The 22,681-nt window shown below is 33.7% G+C and carries 15 protein-coding genes and 5 pseudogenes; 11 read left to right on the top strand and 9 right to left on the bottom strand.

Annotated elements, in window-relative coordinates; genetic code table 11:
• Window positions 1-140: 140 nt before the first annotated feature.
• Together NL281_RS07755 and NL281_RS07750 are read right to left on the bottom strand one after the other, a co-directional pair.
• Window positions 141-776: a DnaA ATPase domain-containing protein gene (locus NL281_RS07755; RefSeq protein ID WP_077188602.1), complete on the bottom strand. Its 636-nt coding sequence runs from the start codon at window positions 774-776 to the stop codon at window positions 141-143.
• 129 nt (window positions 777-905) lie between these two features.
• Window positions 906-1,970: an AI-2E family transporter gene (locus NL281_RS07750; protein ID WP_077188603.1), complete on the bottom strand. Its 1,065-nt coding sequence runs from the start codon at window positions 1,968-1,970 to the stop codon at window positions 906-908.
• Between the two features lie 263 nt (window positions 1,971-2,233).
• Here NL281_RS07750 and NL281_RS07745 point away from each other — a divergent pair, with 263 nt between their 5' ends.
• The gene (locus tag NL281_RS07745; RefSeq protein ID WP_155969285.1) at window positions 2,234-3,427 is read left to right on the top strand and encodes a bifunctional 2-C-methyl-D-erythritol 4-phosphate cytidylyltransferase/2-C-methyl-D-erythritol 2,4-cyclodiphosphate synthase; all 1,194 of its coding nucleotides are present in this window, start codon (window positions 2,234-2,236) and stop codon (window positions 3,425-3,427) included.
• 826 nt (window positions 3,428-4,253) lie between these two features.
• Here the strand turns inward: NL281_RS07745 and NL281_RS07740 are convergent.
• On the bottom strand, window positions 4,254-5,318 hold the full coding sequence (locus tag NL281_RS07740) for a 5-(carboxyamino)imidazole ribonucleotide synthase (RefSeq protein ID WP_253303295.1): 1,065 nt from the start codon (window positions 5,316-5,318) through the stop codon (window positions 4,254-4,256).
• Between the two features lie 99 nt (window positions 5,319-5,417).
• On the opposite strand from NL281_RS07740, the gene apaG reads away from it, so the two are divergent.
• The 4 genes and pseudogenes from apaG to NL281_RS07720 form a co-directional block, all read left to right on the top strand.
• On the top strand, window positions 5,418-5,819 hold the full coding sequence (apaG, locus tag NL281_RS07735; RefSeq protein ID WP_179951370.1) for a Co2+/Mg2+ efflux protein ApaG: 402 nt from the start codon (window positions 5,418-5,420) through the stop codon (window positions 5,817-5,819).
• Window positions 5,820-5,988: 169 nt separating this feature from the next.
• A pseudogene (locus tag NL281_RS07730) lies at window positions 5,989-6,537 on the top strand (Rpn family recombination-promoting nuclease/putative transposase); the annotation flags it as partial.
• A gap of 426 nt (window positions 6,538-6,963) precedes the next feature.
• Window positions 6,964-8,751, top strand: coding sequence for a group II intron reverse transcriptase/maturase (ltrA, locus tag NL281_RS07725; RefSeq protein ID WP_253302976.1), 1,788 nt, complete (start codon window positions 6,964-6,966; stop codon window positions 8,749-8,751).
• Between the two features lie 95 nt (window positions 8,752-8,846).
• Window positions 8,847-9,161 (top strand): annotated as a pseudogene (locus tag NL281_RS07720) (nuclease/transposase family protein); the annotation flags it as partial.
• A 127-nt stretch (window positions 9,162-9,288) separates the two neighbouring features.
• Here the strand turns inward: NL281_RS07720 and NL281_RS07715 are convergent.
• Window positions 9,289-9,846: pseudogene (locus NL281_RS07715) on the bottom strand (IS4-like element ISWosp8 family transposase); the annotation flags it as partial.
• A gap of 346 nt (window positions 9,847-10,192) precedes the next feature.
• On the opposite strand from NL281_RS07715, the pseudogene NL281_RS07710 reads away from it, so the two are divergent.
• The 4 genes and pseudogenes from NL281_RS07710 (at window position 10,193) to NL281_RS07695 (ending at window position 13,988) form a co-directional block, all read left to right on the top strand.
• Window positions 10,193-10,967, top strand: a pseudogene (locus NL281_RS07710) (IS5 family transposase).
• Between the two features lie 109 nt (window positions 10,968-11,076).
• Window positions 11,077-11,926 (top strand): annotated as a pseudogene (locus NL281_RS07705) (IS630 family transposase); the annotation flags it as partial.
• Between the two features lie 386 nt (window positions 11,927-12,312).
• Window positions 12,313-13,548 (top strand): IS4 family transposase, encoded by a 1,236-nt coding sequence (locus NL281_RS07700; protein WP_253303293.1) that lies wholly within the window; start codon window positions 12,313-12,315, stop codon window positions 13,546-13,548.
• 35 nt (window positions 13,549-13,583) lie between these two features.
• Window positions 13,584-13,988, top strand: a complete 405-nt coding sequence (locus NL281_RS07695) for an RDD family protein (RefSeq protein ID WP_253303292.1) — start codon at window positions 13,584-13,586, stop codon at window positions 13,986-13,988.
• Between the two features lie 501 nt (window positions 13,989-14,489).
• Here NL281_RS07695 and rho read toward each other — a convergent pair.
• Complete coding sequence (rho, locus tag NL281_RS07690; RefSeq protein WP_253303291.1) at window positions 14,490-15,893, bottom strand: transcription termination factor Rho; 1,404 nt, start codon at window positions 15,891-15,893, stop codon at window positions 14,490-14,492.
• A 199-nt stretch (window positions 15,894-16,092) separates the two neighbouring features.
• Entirely contained in the window at window positions 16,093-16,695 is a 603-nt protein-coding gene (locus tag NL281_RS07685) for a cell cycle transcriptional regulator TrcR (protein ID WP_253303290.1), read from the bottom strand.
• A 331-nt stretch (window positions 16,696-17,026) separates the two neighbouring features.
• Here NL281_RS07685 and NL281_RS07680 point away from each other — a divergent pair, with 331 nt between their 5' ends.
• Window positions 17,027-18,835, top strand: a complete 1,809-nt coding sequence (locus NL281_RS07680; RefSeq protein WP_253303289.1) for a peptidylprolyl isomerase — start codon at window positions 17,027-17,029, stop codon at window positions 18,833-18,835.
• Window positions 18,836-19,002: 167 nt separating this feature from the next.
• On the opposite strand, the gene NL281_RS07675 is transcribed toward NL281_RS07680, so the two are convergent.
• Entirely contained in the window at window positions 19,003-19,959 is a 957-nt protein-coding gene (locus NL281_RS07675) for an IS5 family transposase (RefSeq protein ID WP_253303014.1), read from the bottom strand.
• Window positions 19,944-20,102 carry a hypothetical protein gene (locus NL281_RS07670; RefSeq protein ID WP_209472578.1) on the bottom strand — a complete coding sequence of 53 codons (159 nt, stop codon included), beginning with the start codon at window positions 20,100-20,102 and terminating at the stop codon, window positions 19,944-19,946. Before NL281_RS07670 ends, NL281_RS07675 begins: the two co-directional genes overlap by 16 nt.
• A 179-nt stretch (window positions 20,103-20,281) precedes the next feature.
• Here NL281_RS07670 and radA point away from each other — a divergent pair, with 179 nt between their 5' ends.
• Window positions 20,282-21,625 carry a DNA repair protein RadA gene (radA, locus tag NL281_RS07665; RefSeq protein ID WP_253303013.1) on the top strand — a complete coding sequence of 448 codons (1,344 nt, stop codon included), beginning with the start codon at window positions 20,282-20,284 and terminating at the stop codon, window positions 21,623-21,625.
• Here radA and ftsY read toward each other — a convergent pair.
• Window positions 21,612-22,523: a signal recognition particle-docking protein FtsY gene (gene ftsY / locus NL281_RS07660; RefSeq protein ID WP_253303012.1), complete on the bottom strand. Its 912-nt coding sequence runs from the start codon at window positions 22,521-22,523 to the stop codon at window positions 21,612-21,614. The genes radA and ftsY overlap by 14 nt on opposite strands.
• Window positions 22,524-22,681 lie beyond the last annotated feature (158 nt).

Genomic DNA, 22,681 nt, shown 5'->3' with positions numbered 1-22,681 from the left:
ATACTTCTTAGCTGTATCTATCTATATTTATTATAACATAACATTGATTATAATTCTAACATGGACAGATAGAGATTTCAATTACGTTAGTGTTATGGGTGTTAATAAATTTTTAATATACACCTTTACAAAAGAAGAAATCAAATGGCATCTTTTTTTAATAAAGTGCTAATAAAAGGAACGGTCACATTCGACCCTATAGATTCATTATCTATCTTCTCTATAATTTTATCAATGCTATAGAAAGAACGTTCTATTCTTGCTAAAATATAATTAATCACTTTTAAATCAATTTTTAACTGTTTATCTGAAAATCGTTTTATTAGCATAATTCTTAATAATTCCTCGCTTGCAGGCAAAATTTTTACGCTGATAGTTGATAATATTCGAGAACTTAAATCTCTTAATTTGAAGTTAAGCTTTTTTGGTGAAATTGAAGAAGTGATTAGCAGCCTCTTGTCACTTTCTTTCATGTAATTGTAACAATGTAATAACATTGCTTCATCTTTAATGTTTTGTACGTCTTCTAAAATAAAAGCATCGCTATACCTAATCTCGCTTACGAAGTTATTCACATTGATAAAAATTGCATCGTTTATTGATTGCCAAATATGAGCAAGATGAGTTTTACCGGAGCTTTTAGGTCCAAAAAGAATCAGACATTTCCAAGATAAATCATTAACTACCGAATTATACACGTGCTTATTTTCATCTAAGACGATGTAATTTTGCCGACTATAATCAGCTTGATTGTTGTTAAATAAATTTAATTGCACGTTGAACCTCTTACGTAACCTCTTTCTGGTAGTAATTTTTGCGCAGAAATTTACTTACGCTCCTCAAATGTGTCAGGTATTCTGGGCTCATTTCTCCTCTTACCATAAATTGATTATGCAAAAGGTCTGTTAGCCGTTTTTATAAAGCTCACTTTTAAAATATTTATTGATTGCATATTCTACTGATACATTGAACATTGCTATTATTGGAATAAAAAGTAATATACCTATAAATCCAAAATATGAAGCGCATATAGTAATTCCCAGAATAATTACAGTTGGATGTATATGAACTTTTTTTCCTATTAATAAAGGAACTAATATGTTTGAATCTATTAATTGCCCAACACCAAATAATAGCAAAACAGCAGCACTTTCAAACCATCCACTAAATTGAGTGATAGCGCTCAAAAACCCAATAATGGTATATAATAATGGCCCTACGTAAGGTATGAACGTTAACATTCCTGATAAAATTCCAATAACAATAGAGTGTTTCAATCCGATTATGCTCAGGCTTACAGAGTAAAAGATCATCATGACAATACATACATTTACCTGCCCCTTTAGATAATTAGATATAATGAAATCCACTTTGAAAAAATAATCTGCAATTTTTCCCCTGTAAGGAATAGGGATTAATTTATTAGCTTTTTCTATAATTAAAGGCCAATCACGTAATATATAGAAAAACACTACAGGAGTAATCACCATTAATGATACCGTGTTAAAGCTTGAACTTAACACTTGGATTATAAAGTTACTAGCAATATCAAGAGCATTCATGAAATAAGATACATAGTTGCTGTAATTTTCTGCTAGATTTTTAGATAAGTGATCAAATAAGCTATCCTCGATTTTTATATTAAGAAATTCTAATACAGAGGGGATTACTTTAAGCTCTAATGAAGGCACTTTACTCACTAAGAAATTTAATATTGAAGTAATTTGAACATATATAATAGGTAAAACAAATGTTATGACTAGTATAAAAGCTATTAATAAAACAAGTATTATAAAAATTACAGAACATGAACGTGGTATTCTATACTTTTCAAACTTAATTACTAGCGGATTAAACAAATATGCAATAATAATAGATATTAAACATGGAAAAATCATAGTACGCATCAGGAATAACATCCCTATTATAAAAAGCAGTATGAAACAAATAGTTATATGACGTTTTTGCATGTGTTTAGCATAGCTAATTTACTGAAAAATATGCAATTTATTTTTCCTATGTTGAAAGTATTTTACGATTTGTAATACTATCGTTTTTTACTAAAATTTAGTTGTTTAATCCGCAGGCAAAGATAGATTTTGAGCTCTCTAAATATCTCTTTTGCTATTATAATTATGCTAGTTAATAGGGGAAGTAACTTTTATATGATGTCAGAAATTTTATTTTTCGGAAAGAATCTTGGATAGAGAGGAAAGCTTCTACAAAAAGAAATATGTGCGCTAAGAAATACAAAATAGCAGCATTAATAGTTGCAGCGGGAGTAGGCAGTAGATGCAATTCTACGATTCCTAAGCAATATATAAAACTGGCAGGTAAATCTGTTTTATTTCATACAATTAAAAGATTTCTGGCTAACCAATATATAGATTACATAAGAATAGCAATTAATAGAGACCATGAAAGTTTCTATGAGAAAGCTATATCACTAATTACAGACACTAAATTACTAAGCCCTGTATACGGAGGAGAAAACAGGCAAAGTTCAGTTAAACTAGGGCTTGAAAGCTTACAAAAAGTTAACCCAGATTTTGTAGTTATACACGATGCTTGTAGGCCTTTTGTGTCAGATGTTCTGATAGATAACTTGGTTGAATCTATGATTAATGATCAATATACAGGAGTAGTTCCAGCAATAGAAGTTGAAGACACTATGTCATTGGTGAGTAATAGTTTTATTGAATCTACGATTTCAAGAGGAAAGCTCAGAGCCATACAAACCCCTCAAATTTTTAATTTCAAAGAATTATTATCATGCCATCAATCAGTCAAAGAATTTACTGACGATTCATCACTAATGGTAGAGCACAAAAAACATGTTGCGATTATTAAAGGTGAGAAAAGCAATTTTAAGTTAACCACAAAAGAGGATATCAATATGGCAAAGCTTCTTTTTGAAGAGCCAAAATTTCGTGTCGGAGCCGGTTATGATATACATAAGTTCATTAAAGTTCAAAATGGTGCTGAAAGCTTTATAAAAATTTGCGGTGTGAAAATTGAACACAACATGGCAATAGAAGCGCACTCTGATGGTGATGTTGCAATACATGCAATCGTTGATGCAATACTCGGAGCACTGGGATGTGGCGACATAGGAGAGCACTTTCCTCCTAGTTCCTCTGAATGGAAAGATTGCAATTCATCTCACTTTCTTGACTTTGCTGCTAAAAAAGCAAAAGAAAAAGGGTACAGCGTGTCTAATTTAGATATTACTATAGTTTGTGAAGAGCCTAAAATATCGCCTTACAAAGTAGAAATGAAGAAATTCATATCAAAAGCATTAGAAATTGATGATGAATTTGTAAATATCAAAGCAACCACTGCAGAGAAATTAGGTTATATTGGAAGAAATGAAGGAATAGCAGTGCATGCTTCTGTGTTATTGCATACAAACTTTTATTGGAAATAGAAACGAAAAAACTTACTTGACATCCTTCACCAGCCCCCTTATCATGAAACTGAAGCTATTTATTTATCTTCTCTGTACAGATTAAATGACAAAAAAACTCACGTATCTGGCGTCCCATGTTTAATTTTTTGCACTATGTGCACCTTATGTCTTTATAAAATTTCTAGGTTTTTACCTAATATAAGCTGAAATGCGCTTATAAAGCATTTAAAACATCAAAAAACGCCGATTTAAAAAATGGATAGTGAATAACTAGCTACCCTAGGGTTTCTTTTGCCTTTTTTTCTGTTTAGTAAATTTCTTAATGTTTATAATTTAGATTAGTTGCGGCTTAAAAGCAACTAAATCGCGGTTATTAAGCGTTTAGAATAAAAAAACGCCATACTTGAAAGTATAATGTAAGTAATTAGCCAACCACGGGGCTTCTTTTGCCTTTTTTTTTATTTGGTAAATTTCTTAATATTTATGGCTAAACGACAATCGTCATCCCGCTACTTGTTAGCGGGATCTAGAGATACCGCGGCGGCATGACGTAGGACTGCTGTCATTCAAGTAGCTGACGCTGGAACCCAGCCTTGCTGTAATCTCATCAAGAACGTTGTGTTTTAACATAAGATCAGCCACTTTTATGCTTACCAACTTAATAAAATTCCTGGATCCAAGTAGTCAGGCTACTCGGATGACACCTTCACAAAGTGAAATGAGATCCCGCTAACAAGCAGCGGGATGACGGGAAAAGAGGTGCTAGAATGACACCGTTTACTATGTAACATCTCATCATATCACAATGTTCGTACAGTTGTGGCGGTATGACGTAGAAAAACTGTTAACTTAAATCTATATTGACATGTCCCATTTTACGCTTATCCCTAACCTCTTTTTTCCCATATATGGTTAAACTAGCTTTTTCGTTGCTCAAATACTTATGAGAATCATATATATCATTACCTATTATATTTTTCGTCATACAAGGAAAGCATAATACTACTTCCTGCATAGGTAGCCCGCATATTATCCTAACTAGCTGTTCAAATTGACTAACGTTACATGCATCCAAGCTCCAGTGGCAAGAATTGTGAGGTCTGGGAGCTAGTTCATTAACTAACAATTCGTTATCTTTAGTAACAAAAAATTCAATAGCCAGAATTCCTATTACATCAAGCGCATTTGCTATTTTCTTTGCAGCTCGTTGTACCTCTTGAGTTAATTTGCTATCTATTTTAGCTGGCACTGTTGAAGTATCAAGTATTCCATCAACGTGGTAATTTTCTGCTATAGGAAAAAAAGCTACTTTACAGTTTTTATCTCTTGCAACGACTATTGAAACCTCTTTCAGTAAATCAACACTTGCTTCAAGAATGTACTCTGTATTCCAATCAAAGGAAGCAAATTGCTTCACTTCAGAATCATTCTCAAGCACATATTGTCCTTTTCCATCGTAACCCATTTCTGTTGTTTTCAGCCTTATTGGATAGCCAAAAGCTCTACTGCTTTTCAGTAGCTCATTATAATTTTGTATACTCTTATAGTTAGCAGTTTTTATACCCAAGTTTTTAATAAAATCCTTTTCTCTCAGTCTGTTCTGCGAAATGTGTAACGCTTTTTTACCCGGATAAAAATTTACATCGATATCAATTGCACTACATGGAATATTTTCAGACTCAATAGTAACTAAATCCACACTCTGTGCAAAAGATTCAAGAGCTTTCTTATTAGAGAAACCTGCTATTGTGAAATTATCAGCAACAGAGCAAGCCGGATCGTCTTTAGCACTGGCAAAAACATGTGTTTTTTGTCCAAGTTTTGTTGCAGCGATAGCAGTCATTTTACCTAATTGTCCACCACCTATTATTCCTATTACTTTTTTGCTCAGTGCATCTGGTTCATTCATACTATAAATTGATATTTCCTAATTAAAGTATACTTGAAAAATCTATGAAAAAAGCATATAATTAGAATATTATCTTTTTATCATGAATATTCTATAATGATTCTAGAATACACATTGACTACCAACTTTGTTGAAGTTACAGTTTTACCAATTTACATTGAAGAGCAATCCATTCCTTATGAAAATTGCTATGTATGGATGTATAACGTTAAGATAAAAAACAAAAGCCAATCAACTATTCAATTGTTAAGTCGTCATTGGCAAATAATAGATTATAAGGGCAAAGTAAATGAAATTGCCGGAGTTGGTGTTATCGGAGAACAGCCTGTGATAAAATCTGGAGAGGTATTTAAATACACAAGTGGAACATACTTAAATGTACCGTCAGGAATAATGCAGGGTAAGTATGAATTTCTGAATGAAGAAAGCATAAAAGTTTTTGAAGTTATGATACCACCCTTTTCTTTGGATAGTCCATACATCAAAACTAGACCCCATTAACTGTCAAAATAGTTTATTTGTAACCAGACTGCATTCTGTGATTTTTAGCAAAGCACGATCTTTCATTTGAGCTTTCTTCAATTTAAAATAAATACAGAAACTAGCTATCTTCAAAAATATGGTTGAATAATTGTGTGTATAATTATTAATATTTTCAAGCATTTTTGCCATGGCTCTTTCAAAATTTCTCGATCCTCGCAATGATTTGTGTTTCAAAAAAATCTTTGGAACGGAAAAAAATAAGAATATCCTGATCCACTTTTTGAACGATATTTTAGGGTTTACTGAGATAAATGCAATACAAGAAGTTGAGTTTCTTAGCACTATTATGGATCCCGAAGTTGCCTCTGATAAACAAAGTATTGTTGATGTTCTCTGCAAGGATTCTCACGGAAATAGATATATAGCAGAAATGCAGCTCGCTAGAGACAAGGGCTTCGAAAAACGCGCTCAATTATATGCCGCTAAAGCCTACTCAAGACAATTAGATAAATCTGGCAACTACATTGATTTAAAGAAAGTCTTCTTTATTGCTATATCAAATTGTAACTTACTTCCTGAAGAAGTTGATTATATTTCTACTCACAATATACGTGATATAAAAACTAACGGTCATTACTTAAAAGATTTTCAGTTTGTCTTTATTGAGTTGCCTAAATTCGCAAAAAATAAAGTAGAGCAGTTAGAAAGTATAGTAGAAAGGTGGTGTTTTTTTTTTAGTGCGACCTGGAAGGTCATGGTTTTGTGGTGGTTAAATTCCATCTTCCCAGACATCAGGGATAATGTATATCTCACATTTCAAAGAGTGGCAACCTCTGGGATGCAAGCATGAGATAAAAGCAGGTAACACTAAATCTCGTGGTGAATCCCTGCAAACAGAGTTAGATATGATTACGAGAGAAACCTATGTTTGAATTGTCGTCAAAGCATAATATGCGAAAAGAGATTGAACTACGCATAGACCAAAATGGTACGAAGCAAAAAGGGAACTAAAGATTGAAGACTTTAGTTATTGATGTTCCAAGCTTCCGGCAAATAGTAGGAATCTAAGTTTAACGTGAAACGAAGCCATGGAACAGAGTAACCACATAGAAGCTCTTATATTCATTAAAATATAAGTAAGTAGCCAGCCACAAGCTACTATGTGGAAGGATTGTTTAAGAAGCTAATGCCCAAAGTAATATCTGGGATATGCAGACGTAAACACTTTAATTTGGAAGGTAAAGTGGTGAATAGTAGTGAATATGTTATGGACCAGCAAAAAGTTAGGTATGAATGGAATGGAATTCCTTGGCGCAAGCTAAAGAAATCTTCATTTAAGCTACAAAAACGAATTTACCAAGCTTCTAAATGTAATGATATCAAAAAGATGCATAATCTTCAGAGATTATTACTCAAATCAACAAGTGCAAAAACACTCGCTGTTAAGAAAGTAACACAGGACAATAGGGGGAAGAAGACTGCAGGTATTGATGGAAAAGCTAACCTTAATCAAAAAGAAAGATTACAACTATCATATTCTTTAGATATAAAAGAAAAAGCAAAGCCATCAAGACGTGTCTGGATTCCAAAATCTGGTAAGCCATCGGAGCATCGCCCACTTGGTATACCCACTATATCGTGTCGAGCAAAACAAACACTTGTAAAAATGGCTTTAGAACCAGAATGGGAGGCAAAACTTGAGCCAAACACTTATGGTTTTAGACCTGGTAGATCATGTCATGATGCAATTGAAGCCATATTTGATGTGCTAAAACAGAAAACAGCATATGTATTAGATGCTGATATTTCTGGATGCTTTGACAATATTAACCATAATAAATTGCTTGAAAAGCTCAATACCACACCAACATTAAAGAAAATCATAAAAGGATGGTTAGGAGCTGGTGTTATGGAAGATGGAAAGCTTCAATCCACAAAACGTGGTACAATTCAAGGAGGGACGATCTCACCGTTGCTAGCTTGTGTTGCATTACACGGATTAGAGCAACATGTCAAAAAAGCATTAACAAACGAACTCTTTCAATGCATGAAAAGAAAATATGGTAGGATATCGCATAGAAACGCGCAAAAGTCTATTAGTGTAATTTTCTACTGTGATGATTTTGTCATCATACATGAAAACGAAGAGATTATTCTTAAAGCAAAAATTTTAGTTGAAGAATGGTTAGAAACCATTGGACTAAAATTAAAGCCCTCTAAAACAAGAGTTTCTCATACATTAAGAACCATTGACGAAACAAAACCAGGATTTGATTTTCTTGGATTTTCAATAAGACAATATCCAATAAAAGAAAGTAAGAAAGGTTACAAGTTATTAATCAAACCAAGTCGTAATTCTATAAAACAGCATACACTAGCTATTAAACATAAACTCAGAGAAATGCGTGGAGCACCACAAGAACGTGTGATAAAGGATCTCAATCCAATAAACAGAGGATGGAGTCAATATTACTCCTCGGTAGTTTCATGTAAAATCTTTAGCTCATTGGATAATATTATGCATAGAAAACTCTGGAAGTGGGCAGTTTTTAGGCACCCAAACAAAGGGAGATGCTGGATAAAAAGAAAGTACTTTAAGAAGTATAATAACGAAAACTGGCGCTTTATGACAAGTAACAAGGTACGTCTTACTATACACAGCGATCATGTTATTAAACGACATATCAAAGTGCAAAAAACCAGATCCCCATATGATGGTGATTGGGTATATTGGGGTAAACGTCTGAGAAAAATACCAGATAAGCCACTAGGAGTAATAAAATTATTGAGGTTGCAACAAAGTAAATGCGATAATTGTAGACTATGGTTTAAAAGTGATGATACAATAGAAATACATCACAAAGACCGGAATAGACGAAACAATATGATCACAAACTTATCTTTGTTACATGGACATTGTCACGATGAATTACACAGGAGGTGTGCATGAAAAGCACCAAATTAGAGAGAAGCCGTATGAGGCGCAAAGTCTCACGTACGGTTTTGCAGTCGAGTGAGGAAGGGCGACCTTCTTCACTTAGACAACAATATGCAGATGAAACAACGGACGAAGATCTCAGAAAAATTGCGGAAAAATCACCAATAATAAAGCTAGCATATGATGAATTAGATAAGTTTCACTGGAATGAAAAAGATCTAGTAGCTTATGAAGAAAGAATAATGGATCTGCGCAAAGAAGAAGCCATTCTTGAATACAGACTTGATCTTGCTAAAGAGGAAGGTAGAAAAGAGAGGGAAATTGAAGTCGCAAAGAATCTACTTAAAGCAGGTGTTTCTTTTAATATTATAGCTCAAACTACTGGTCTTTCTATGAGTGAGATCAAAGAATTGCAGAATTAAGTGTGAATGGTTACGAAAAATATAAGTTTTTGCGATAAACGACATAGTGATGTATTTGTTGTTCAGCATGTCAGTGGAATATTTTCTGGTATCTGTTCAGACAATGGCGTCAACTTAAGAGCCTCCATTAGCAAACTCTCCTAAAGATATGATGGCGTTTGGGCTTATCTACCTTATCGCGGCTATACAATCGTCCCGGTCGGATTTTAACTTTAGCGCGTATACTTGCTCTATCAAAAAGGGCTTGAAAGTTTTTTGGCGCAATAAGTACCTGATAGAGTTTCTGCCTCATTACACCAAATAAAACCGAAAAATTTAAACGATACTCAGCAATTTGATCTGGATTCCAAGGCCCTTGTGCATTACACATATGAAGCGACAATATATTACACATGACTAAGTTTGCCCAAAATTCTTGTAATACAGCCTCTAAATTTACGCCAGAAAAATTCTCTAATTCTGCACCTATTTTGAGTCGTTTATAGCACTCCTCTATATGCCACCTTAACACATAAGCTTTGCTGATATCTTCCAAAGTAAATTTTACTCGGTCAAAAAGTGAAGTAATCAATACCTCTGTTTCTCCGTTGGCTAATGTCAGCACTATAACTCTTACTTTCTGTCCTTTCATTTTATTTTTTAGCTTTTCATTTTCTAATATAAAATCAAAATCTAATTCGCCAGCGTTCCCATATCTTAGAGGTTGTCCACAAACCAAGGAATACGTAGTATATAAAGAAAGAATATTGAGGTAAGAGATGAGGAAAAAATATCCAACAGATTTAAGTACTTACTATTACCCACAAATATAAATGTTTGTTGCATAGCTCTTAGTGGCATAACTTTTGCTTGAAATAACTGTTTATATGGTGCAATTTACAGCTTTTAGTTGCTAAAATTATAACTCTTAGTTTAATAATTTTAATCTAATAAGCTTTCAGGTTAATAAAATTAAATTATTTGAGTAAATACAATACTATGTTTTTATTTGTGGGTAATAGTAAGATTTAAGTAAAAGGGAATGGGCAAGAATAGAAAAACACTTCAGAGTATCGTACAAGAAAGGAGGAAGGCCACCAAAATACAGTAAGTGTGAGATAGTAAATGCAATTCTTTATATACTGCGCACAGGATGTCAATGGCGCTATTTACCACACGATTTTCCGCCGTGGAAGGCTGTGCATGAACAGTTTAGAAGATGGAAAAAGCAGGGAATTTTTGAGAAAATGAACTATGATATCACTAAATATAGTAGGTCAAAAATGGGAAGCCGAGCGCATGCATAGTGGACAGTCAATCGGTAAAAACCACGGAAAAAGGGGGGTCAAAGGTTATGATGGTGCGAAAAAGGTAAAGGGGAGAAAAAGACATATAATCACAGATACTCAAGGATTTGTGCTTGGTTGCTATGTAGGAGCTGCAAGCGAAAATGACAGAGATGGGGTGAAGATGGCATTGGACAATATGAAGGAAAAATACAGCAATATTAAGAAAATGTGGGCTGATATGGGATACCAAGGAAAAGATTTAAAGGATTACGTAAAGAGAGAATATGGGATAGATATTGAAATTGTCAAAAGGCCTCCATGTAGGTTTTGGGTGCATAAAGATACACCACTAGAACTATTGCCACAACGGGATCCTGGATTTTCAGTACAGCCGAGAAGGTGGGTGGTAGAGAGGACTTTTGCTTGGATCAATAGAAATAGAAGGCTATCAAAGGAGTACGATTTACTTACAACATCTACTGAAAGTTTCATATATCTGGCTATGAGTAAAGTTATGTTAAGTAGGGAATATGCTTGATTTACTGGTTTGTGGACAACCTCTTATACCAATTCCCATTACACGGCAAACAGATGGACAAAGATGGAAGAAAAGCCATAATGAAGTAAGTAAAATAGTTGAGGTATAAATGGCATTAAGATCAAAATTATTGGATGAAAAAGTAGTAGAATCAGCAAAAGAAATGCTGAAGAAAGTAAGGAATAATGCATATGTTTCAAAAAAACTAAATGCTGTAGTTGCAGCAAAAAAGTACAGTATAATGGCTGTAGCAAAAATATATTGCATTTCAAGAAGCGCACTAACTTCGTGGGTAAAACTCTTGAAATTTGGCAGAGAAGAAAAACTGTTTGCTCCTCCACAACGCCGTAGAAAAACTAAATTAAATCAGGTTCAACTACAGCAAATTGAAGAGTGGATAGAAGAAAATCCTAATATTACCATTAAAGAAATGAGAATAAGAATCCAGGAAAAGTTCAGATTAAATATCAGCAAATCTACAGTACACCGCTATATGCAAAAGATGAAATTCTCATATATTACACCAAGACCAGTTCATAATGGACAAGATAAAAGCAAACAAGAGGAATTCAAAAAAAAATCTCAATGGAGCTATTAGCAAGTATCCAGAAAAAGAGCTATTTTTCTTTGATGAATCACGGTTTGGCACACATTCAAAGGTTGGACATGGGTGGTTTAAAAAGGGGATTAGAACACAGGTTAAAACAAAATTAGGTAGGCAAAATTTCTATCTCTATAGTGCGGTTAATCCTAGAAATGGAGAGAGTTCTAGCTTATTTGCACCAAATGTCAACACTGATTGCATGAACATATTTCTTGAGCAGATGTCGCAATATCTAGAAACACGAGAGGCTTTTCTTGTTATGGATTGTGCTAGTTGGCATAGGTCAAAAAATTTAAAGGTACCTAAAAATATCGATATTATATACCTACCTCCGTACTCACCTGAGCTAAATCCTTACTATTACCCACAAATAAAAACATAGTATTGTATTTACTCAAATAATTTAATTTTATTAACCTGAAAGCTTATTAGATTAAAATTATTAAACTAAGAGTTATAATTTTAGCAACTAAAAGCTGTAAATTGCACCATATAAACAGTTATTTCAAGCAAAAGTTATGCCATTAAGAGCTATGCAACAAACATTTATATTTGTGGGTAATAGTAAGAGCTAAATCCTTACTTTTACCCACAAATGTAAAAAGTGAGTAAGCTAAATAATTTAGGATCAAAATGATAGAAACAAGTACAAGCGTGCAATATACAGATGGCTTAGGGGATAAATGGCATAAGTGTTGAAAGTAACACAAAAAAGACATAAAGAACTATTATTGCAAGAAAATGGAGGCAATAATGGATCAAATAGAAAGAGTACTAAATTTAATAAAAGATGAGGATTTAGAAAGGCTAGGAAAATTAAGTGAAGTAGATAAATGTAATACTAAATTGTTGGGCAAGATTATATTTAAAGGTCTAATGAAGTTAATATTAATGGGGCAAAAAACAAGCCTAAGAGCGCTAGAAATGGTAATAAACAGGTGTATAATGGATAAGAATAGCGATAAAAGTACAGTAACATACAGTGGTTTGTCAAAAAGGTTAAAAGTTATAAATCCAGAATATTTTAAGGGAGTATATATTGATTTGATGAGCAAGATTAAAAAGCTATTACCCCAAAAAACATTAAATAACTTACATAAGTTTGATTCGACGATCATAAATTTATCGGGATATCTCATAAAAGATGGGCTAAAAATAGGCGGTAAAAGTAACGACAGTCAAGTTAAAGTGAGTGTAGGATTAAAGGATCAATTGCCGACAAGTATAAGATTTTGTAAAGGACAAGAAGAAAGTAGTGAAGATATAGCATTAGTGAGAGCAATTAATGAAGCTAAAGTTGAAAAAGAGGATATTTTATTATTTGATAGAGGAATCAGAAAAGTTGGAACTTTTGCCGAATTTGATGAAAAGGAGTACAAATTTATCACAAGAGTTAAAGTAGGAAGAAAACATGATGTTATAAGCAGGAACAAAGTTATAAGAGAACAAAAATCGGATGGATCAGAGATTTTAGAAGATATAATAGTTAATCTTTATCGTGCACGAGGTAAAGTGGCAGAAAAGCATGATCTACGGCTAATAAAAATCAGAAATAAAATTGGAGATGAAATATGGTTTTTGACAAACTTGTTTGAAATGCCAGCTTATGAAGTAACAGAGCTATATAGGCGCAGATGGGATATAGAAGTGTTCTTTAAATTTATAAAGCAAAATCTTGGATATAAGCACTTTTTAAGCCATACTATGAATGGCATGAAGGTGTATATTTACATGATTATTATTACGGCTTTGTTATTTCTTGTTTATAAAATCAAAAATAATCTACATGGGTTCAAAATAGCATTACTGCAATTCACATTGGATCTAAATGACGTTCGATTGTTTTACTGTCGGGAGGTAATTTACATGCCGTTGATCATCTCATATCACGTTATTTTTGATACTTTCAACACTTATGCCATTTATCCCCTAAGCCATCTGTATATTGCACGCTTGTACTTGTTTCTATCATTTTGATCCTAAATTATTTAGCTTACTCACTTTTTACATTTGTGGGTAAAAGTAAGGGTTTAATGGCGGTGGGTTTCTCACTTACACACGCAATACAAGGGATCATGGGTGCAATAATTGTAATCACCACGATTGTATTTTCTTTATTTTTAATGATACCATGTATATTTCATATATTCATGCTAGTAAAATTTGGCGGCACTCCAGGACACTTGTTATTTAGCATGCGCGTAAAAGACAAAGATACATTTGAGTCAATCACTACAATGCAAGCAATGAAAAGGACTATAGCTCTTTTTATAATTTATTGCATATCACTTTGTAATCCCATTTTATTCTTAGCTATACTAATCTTAGTTTTAGTATGTGCAGTAGGTGATGAACATAAACAAGCTTTTCACGACAAAATTGCAAACACGGTAGTGATAGATTATAAACCTAGTTGATATTTTCCTTTAGCTGTCTGCCACCAAGGGTGGGCTTTGTTGCATCGCTACTTATGAAAGGCTAACTATAGTTAGGATTATAAGTAACCTATTGAAAATCTTGTTTTTTTGCAATCAATCTGATCAAATTTAAGAATAGTAATTTATTATTTACATTAATAAATTTAATTCTATTGAAAATAGCTAAAGCATTGAAATTCTTGAATTTTAGCCGGATTAGTGAGTGGTAGTGAAATTTCTTTTACTCAAATTTAGGTATTCACTGACCGTTCTTGTTATAAATACCAGAATAATAAGCTACTGATATTCTCCATCTTTTTTATCTTTAATCCATCATAGCTAGCGATGCAACAAAGCCCCAAGGGTGTCATTCCAGTGTCACGCGCTAACTTAAGGTAAATTGCCAACTTAACTATAAATATATTTTGGTAAATCCAAATTATTTTAGCTATAAGAGCGTTTTACTTTTTGCTCAGCATATCCATCATAACTGGCTTACTTTTAGTGATTAATGGAGTTAAAAAAGTCAGCATTGCTCTTTGTTAAAAGTAGTTTGTCACGTAAAAATTCCATTGCTTCAACGGGTCCCATAGGATTGAGTATCCTACGCACCACCCATATTTTATTTAGTATAGCCTTATCAACTAATAGCTCTTCCTTCCTTGTTCCGGATTTTGTAATATCAATAGCTGGAAATATACGTTTATCAGAAAGTTTTCTATCAAGTATGATCTCAGCATTTCCTGTACCTTTAAACTCTTCAAAAATAACTTCATCCATTTTTGAACCAGTCTCTATAAGAGCTGTGGCGATTATAGTTAAAGAACCCCCATTCTCAATATTACGAGCTGCTCCAAAAAAGCGTTTTGGTCTCTGCAGTGCGTTTGAATCTACACCACCAGTTAGAACTTTCCCAGACGAAGGAATAACCGCATTATAAGCACGTGCAAGTCTAGTAATATTGTCAAGTAGAATTACCACATCTTTTTTATGCTCAACCATTCTTTTAGCTTTTTCTATTACTATTTCAGCAAGCTGTACGTGACGGTAAGCAGGCTCATCGAACGTAGAACTTACTACCTCACCTTTTACAGAACGTATCATATCTGTTACTTCTTCAGGTCTTTCATCTATAAGTAACACTATTAATTCTACTTCAGGGTGATTTATAGCTATAGAGTTAGCCATTTGCTGAAGCAATACAGTTTTTCCTGTGCGAGGTGGAGCAACTACTAACGCTCTTTGCCCTTTTCCAAGAGGAGCTACTATATCTATAGCACGCATGCTTAAGCCTTTTTTATCATCACCATTATTACACTCAAGTACTATGCTTTCCTCAGGATAAAGAGGAAGCAAATTATCAAAATGGACGTACTTTCTTAATTCACTTACTTCAGTAGAGTTTATACTTTGAACCTTAGTTAAAGTAAAATATCTCTCTTTATCACCAGGTGGCCTTATTTCTCCATATGCCATATCTCCTGTACGTAAATTAAACTTCTTTATTTGCCCGTTAGAAATATAAACATCATCGGTACTTGGGGCATAATTTGCACTTGCTGAACGTAAGAAACCAAAACCATCAGGCAATATTTCCACTATTCCACTCCCTGTGGTTATGCCTCCTTCTTCACTCATTTTTTTCATTAAGCTGAATATTATTTCCTGCTTTAGCATTCTACCATTGCTTTTACCGTTAGTTGAAATTTTTCTTTCTTCAGCTAACTCTAACAATTCTTCTGCTGTTTTCTCTTTTAATTCGCTCAGATCTAATGTTTTTCTGTTTTTCTCAGTACCTTCATTAACCATCTGTTTTACTGTATCGTTATTGTAAATTTGCTCACTTTTTTCAGGTTGAGCTGTAACCTTTCCTTTTGCCAAAACATCTTCATTGATTGTTGCCATAATCCTCCAAAAATTTTAATTGATGCTTACTAACCTAAAATGTGACTATAAGATAATAAATTAGGCTGAGTTAGTTTCAGTGCGTATTAAGCTTAATTATCATTAAACCCCGTACTTTACTTACATTATACTAATAAACACTAGCAAGTCAAGTTAATTTAATGTTAACAAAGCACAAAAATTTGAGGATTTTCAATAGCTATTCTTTATATTTTTTTAACCTTTCTTGCTTCTCCTCTTCTACTTTTGCTTTTTCCACTTCTGCTTCTAAATTTTCTTGACTACATAAGCCGAGTAGTACAGGATCTTGGGGTTTTATATTTTGCATGTTATGATGAGATCCATCTCTTACCTGCTCAACTGTGTAATTTGTTGTACTAATTAATTTAGCTATAACGTTATTGTCCAAGATAGGAAATTTTTTTACTAAATAATAAATCGCATCAGGTTTATCTCTACGTCTTGCCGTAGAGACAAAGCCAAGAATGCTACCAATCGCTTTACTCCTTTTTTTTATATTTTTTATAATCAAATTTGGTACACGATTTGGATTTTTTTTGCAATCATCAATTTCTTTTTCAGTAATTATTCCAGAAATAATAGGGTTATATTTTTCTACTTCTATTTTCTCATCAGCTATGTCTTGTACTTCTTCAAGGGCCAATCTGCAACATTGTGCTATTTGATTAAAAGTTAAACCAGTGTTGTCTACTAACCAAGCAGCTATTTGCACTAGAAACTGTTTATTTCTATCGTTATTGCCCTTAGAAGATTCCATTGACATCAAAAAAGCATCTCCCATTTAAAGTATCCCTTACTGTTATACAGAGCTAAAATATAAACTATTAAAACTAAAAAAGCATTAATTTTGTCATTCAATAACTTTTTGTTTGTCACTTCCCACCTCTTAAGTTAATTAAATGCGCTTACCTTTAAGCATATTTCAAACAAAATATTTCCCCTTCCTAAGGTATAGTATAACTCAGTTAAACATATGTTCCTATTTAAGATTAGAGAGTTAAATTTTAAGTTAATATATTGTAATATTATATATATTAGCTAATAAAGCAACAGGTTTACAAGCATTAAATTATCACTATTCTATAATTAATCATTAATTAACTGGGTTTAAAATGAATGTTAAAAATTTTTTCACTAAAGTAACCGTTGTCCTTTTAGCTTGCTTGTTAATCTTCATGGGAATTGGCAACCTTTTATCAGGTGATGATGAAAAAGAAGAGGTAGCTAGGGTTGGAAAAGAAGTTATAACGTCAGATGAGTATAAATCACTATATCAAAATTATGAAAAGCAAATTTCTGGATCTGATGCGAGTAGAGAACAAGTAAAAAAGCTGAAATATGATTTGCTTAACGCACTTATAGAGCAAAAACTATTGTTTAACCTAACTAGTGAGCTGGGGTTGACAGTTGGAGAAGAATCTATAAAAAACCATATTAAAAACACCAAATACTTTCAAAATGATAAAGGTGAATTTGACAAAAATAAATTCTATGAAACGCTAAATGACCTGCATATGACAGAGAAAGAGTATATAGCAAAGCTAGAGAAAGTCCTGCCTGCAATGATGTTCATGACTTCATTATTTAAAGATAATTATCCAGTAACTTTTGGCGAGAAAATTGATGAGCAGATATACAAAAGTCGCTACCAAACTAGAGTAGTTGATATTGTTAAAATAACTGAAGATGCAGTTACAAACATTCCTGAACCAGATGATCAAGCCTTACTTGATTTGTACGAAAGAAATAAATCCCATTTTTATTATCCTGAGTATCGAACTGCGCAATATATTTCCCTAGGCCAAAAGTATTTTGAAGATCAAATCAAGATCTCAGATGAAGAAGTTGATGGTATAATAGAACAACAAGAACTTAAAGATCAAAGAGATATATTCAATGCAATATTTTCTACCAAAGAAGAAGCTGAGACAGCAAGAAGAGCATTTGAGGAGGGTAAAACAAGCTTTGAACAGATAGTAGAAGAGTTTGGCAAAGCAAAACTTGAGGAAACTAGAGTAAATAATATAACTAAGGATTTTTTACCAGAAGACGTGAGAGAGAAGGTATTTGCTCTCAAAGTAGGTGAAGTAAGTGAAGTTTTAGCAAGCAGTTTTGGTTGGCACATAGTAAAAGTGGAAAGTGCGCATCAAATCTCTGATGAAGACTTAGTTGATTTAAAAAAAGACATAAAGTCAGTTCTAACTAACCAAAAGTCTTTTGAAAGAGTCAATGATTTCATAAACCAAGTGAACTATAAGATATACAATGGTTCAGAAATTGAAGAAATATTGAGTGAATATAATTTACCTATACAAACTATTGGTCCAGTAGATGCGAGTGGAAAAGATCAAAGCGGTAATAACGTAGGAGATTCTGGTGATTTGATTTCTTTCATTTTTTCGCGAGAAAAGGATCAGAAAGGTTATTTTAAGGGCGTTGGGGACGCTGTTGTTAGTGTAAAAATCGTCGATATCGTTCCACCCAAATTGCAAAGTTTTGAAGAAGGCAAGGCATTAGCGGTAGAGCTTTGGCGTAGTGAGTTTATAAAAGAAAGAATGTTTAAATTCGGGCAAGAGGTTGCAGTCCAACTAAGAGAAAAAACAGATTTGGAAGAAATTCAAGGTGTGGAATTAGTTAAAGGTCAGCAGATGCACCACAATAAAGTGGATCAACAAAACTACCCCTTTTCTTTTGTAGAAGAGATTTTCAATATGAAAACAACTGGTTCAGTGACAGATCCTATTCAATACAATAATGAAATTATAATAGGTGTTCTAAAAGAAATGCATTCATCAAATGGCAAATTAAACACGCTTGACACCGGAAAACGTGTGATGATATCGCTAAAAGAGCAATTAATTAGCTATCTGGAATCAAAGTATAAAGTCGAAGTTAATCACGCTATACTTGATGATATATAATCAAAAATCTTATAAGTTGCTTCAAACGCATCCAGTGCCCAGACACACAACTGTACGAACATTGCGATTTGAGAGCAATCTTCACTAGAAAGGATGTCATCCCAGTGCCCAGACACTGGGATGGCTTTGTTGCATCACACTTTATGAGATGGTGATTTATGGTAAATTCATGTAACTATCTCAAATTTAGCCATACCAATATCAGTGAATTTATTAAGCAAATAGCATTTGATTAGCAGTTCTTTTTCTCGATTTATCTCAGATTTATTCCTAAAACTAAATCCGAATATTTGCTTTAATCTTGAGAAAAACCCTTCAATATAAGATCTTTTCCCATAATTTACTTCTTTTTTCCATTCTTTCATGCCATCTTCACCGTATAATTTTATTAACCTAATAGCAGCATTCCTGTCAGACATATAATCTATTTCTGGATGTTCTGCCGCATTGTTTATTGGTGGAATTTTTGTCTTTATATCATATTTGTTACACAACTTATAAAACTTGTGCCTATCACATGCTCTATCTGCATATAGTGCTTTTATGGCATGCTGAAAATCAACTTCTTTTAGCAAATCACAAGCTCCATAGTGATCAGAGTAGACACCGTTACTGTATTTTACAGCTATGGCTTTTTTGTTGTTTATATTCAACATTACGTGCAATTTTCTCGTTTGCTCATAGCCACGATATTTTCTGTCAGTGCTATTTTCCTTGCTGTGACCAGGAGTGTTGTTGTATATACTAATTCCTGTACTGTCTATAGCAATTTCGATATCTTCCATATTATTTTTATCAATTCTGCAATCATTTATCTTAATATTAAGTTTCTTAAACCTTCTTGATGCTTGTGAATAGCTGATAACTGCCAAATCTCTTCCTATTTGTTGCAAATACCCTTTTATAAACCCGACTGTTTGTCTTAAACCAATTCTAAAGAAACTGACGATTATATGCACCAAAATCACAACTTTATCACTATAAATATAGTTGCCGCCCTGCATTTTTGGACAATTCTCGTACCAATTTTCTATGGCGTCATTGATATAACAAAAAATGCTTCCTCTTTCTTGGAGAAATTTGTTATATTCATGGCAGTTACTGACTCTCATTTTTTGTGGCATATTTTTTCTTCAACAGTTAAATGGCTATTTATAATGAATTTTGTCAGTAACTGCCAGTTCTTTTCACTTGAGCGATGCAACAAAGCCATCCCAGTGTCACGCACTGGGATGACATCATCCTTTTTTTGGGATTCCAGCGTCACGCGCTGGAATGACAGGAGAAGGGGCTACTTTGATCCTTGAGGGTGCAATTATTGTGCATGAATTTAAATGGTACAACTTATGACAATTATCTTCGCACCACAACGCTTGTGGAACTCAACATTTACTCGCCTATTTGGCTAATTTTTATTACAATTACAACAAAATAATTTTAGCTTTGATGAAAACTGTATATGTATGTCAATTCTGTGGTCATAGCACTGGCAGGTGGGTAGGGAAGTGTATTGCATGTGACAATTGGGATACAGTTGTTGAAGAAATAGCAGTAAAAACGGGCAAAAGAAGTATATCTGCGCCAATTTTAATAAAGACGTTATCGGGTAGCGAAATTATCACTCCAAGTCGTTTTTTAACAGGAATAGAAGAATTAGATAGAGTTTTTGGTGGGGGTATCGTTCAAGGTGCTAGCATTTTAATTGGTGGCGAACCTGGAATTGGGAAATCCACCCTTTTGCTTAGAATTGCAGCTAATGTTGTGCAACTTTCCTCTTTTGAATGTCTTTATGTATCTGGCGAGGAATCTTTAGAGCAAGTGAGCCTCAGAGCAAAGCGTCTTAAGATAGATGAACCTAAAATCAAGCTTTTGTCTACAGTGTCTTTAACTGATGTGGTAGCAACAATAAAGGAAAATAAAAGTATTAAATTCTTAGTAATTGACTCTATACAAACAATGTATGATAGCAGAATTACATCAGCACCAGGAACTGTAACTCAGGTCCGCACTTGCGCTCATGAATTAACCATTCTTGCGAAACAATATGGTATTTCTCTCTTAATAGTTGGTCATATAACTAAGGATGGACAAATAGCTGGACCTAAAACTTTGGAGCATATGGTGGATACGGTATTATATTTTGAAGGTGAAAATAGCAATCAATACCGCATTTTACGCACTATTAAAAATAGATTTGGCCCTGCAAATGAAATTGGTGTTTTTGAGATGTCTGAAGCAGGACTTGTGCCTGTTGATAACCCATCATCATTGTTTCTGATGGCCCATGACAGAGAAGTAGTTGGCAGCGCCGTATTTGCAGGAATTGAAGGTTCAAGACCAATTTTAATGGAAGTGCAAGCATTAATAGCAGGGACTAATATGGCAACCCCAAGAAGGGCAGTAGTTGGGTGGGATATTAATCGATTGGCTATGATCATCGCGGTGCTAAATGCTCGTTGCAAAATGTTTTTGCATGATAAAGAGGTATACCTAAACATTGCAGGGGGACTCAAAATACAGGAACCATCGGCTGATCTTGCTGTTGCTGCTTCCCTTATTTCAAGTGTAGTAAATTTACCGCTGCCAACTTCTTCAATAATCTGCGGTGAAGTTGCACTTTCAGGAGAAATTAGGAATGTCTCGCATGCTGATCTCAGACTAAAAGAAGCACAAAAGTTAGGATTCAAAAAAGCAATTATGCCTAAAAATGGCAATTATTCTTCTCATGATATTGAGATAATTAAGCTTGGTCATGTAAGGGAATTAAGAGAAGTCTTTAATTACAATTAAATAATGCTTCAGCAAATTCTTTACTAGTAAACTCCCTTAAGTCCTCTATATTTTCGCCAATTCCTATAGCATGTAACTTTACCTTATAAGCTTCTGCAAGTCCAATTACTACTCCGCCCTTAGCGGTGCCATCTAGCTTTGTTACGATTAGCCCGGTAACATTGACCATCTTACTAAATGCCTCTAATTGGCTATAAGCATTTTGGCCGGTAGTTGCATCAAGAACTAAGATAACGTCATGAGGGGCAGTGTCATCCAATTTCTTTATCGTTCTATATATTTTTGATAATTCCTCCATAAGGTTCACATTATTTTGCAGCCTTCCTGCTGTGTCAATTAGAACAACATCAACGCTATCTTTCATAGCTTGACTTACAGCTCTATATGCCACACTCGCAGAATCGCTACCGTACTCTCCAGTAACGATAGAACAACCAGAGCGTTCTGCCCAAATGTTTAATTGTTCACTAGCAGCAGCTCTAAATGTATCGCATGCAACAAGCATAACGGACTTTCCCATCTCCTTATATTTATATGCGAGCTTACCTATAGTTGTGGTTTTACCATTACCGTTTACTCCGCATACCATTATTATGTGGGGTTTTTTATCCAAAACTAACGGCTGCACGACTGGATTTAATATAGCTTCTATTTCATTCACTAATTGCTGCGTGATAATATTATACTCAACTTCCTTGTCAAACTTGATGCTTGTGAGCCTATCGATAATCAACTTAGAAGTTTTATGACCAATATCCATGCTAATTAGCAATTCTTCTAGCTCATCTAAAAGCGACTGATCTAATTTTTTTTTGCCAGAAAAAATACTTTTCACCCCGTCGCTAAAGCGAGAAGAAGTTTTTAACAAGCCTTTATAAAGGTTACTAAACAAACTCAAGGGAATACTCCTTTTTAAATTATAAACTTAATACAGAGAATGACATGCACTACGTGAATTTGTAAAGTAAAATGCACTCACAAACCACATATTTTACTTTGCAAAAATTACTCTTTTTGAGTGTATTTTACTTTAGTTTTTAACCTAAATATGTTATA

The sequence above is a fragment of the Wolbachia endosymbiont of Phyllotreta cruciferae genome (assembly GCF_918697765.1).
GTDB lineage: Bacteria > Pseudomonadota > Alphaproteobacteria > Rickettsiales > Anaplasmataceae > Wolbachia > Wolbachia pipientis.
The sequence above is the reverse complement of the archived record's forward strand: the minus strand, read 5'-3'. Positions and strand labels throughout refer to the sequence as shown.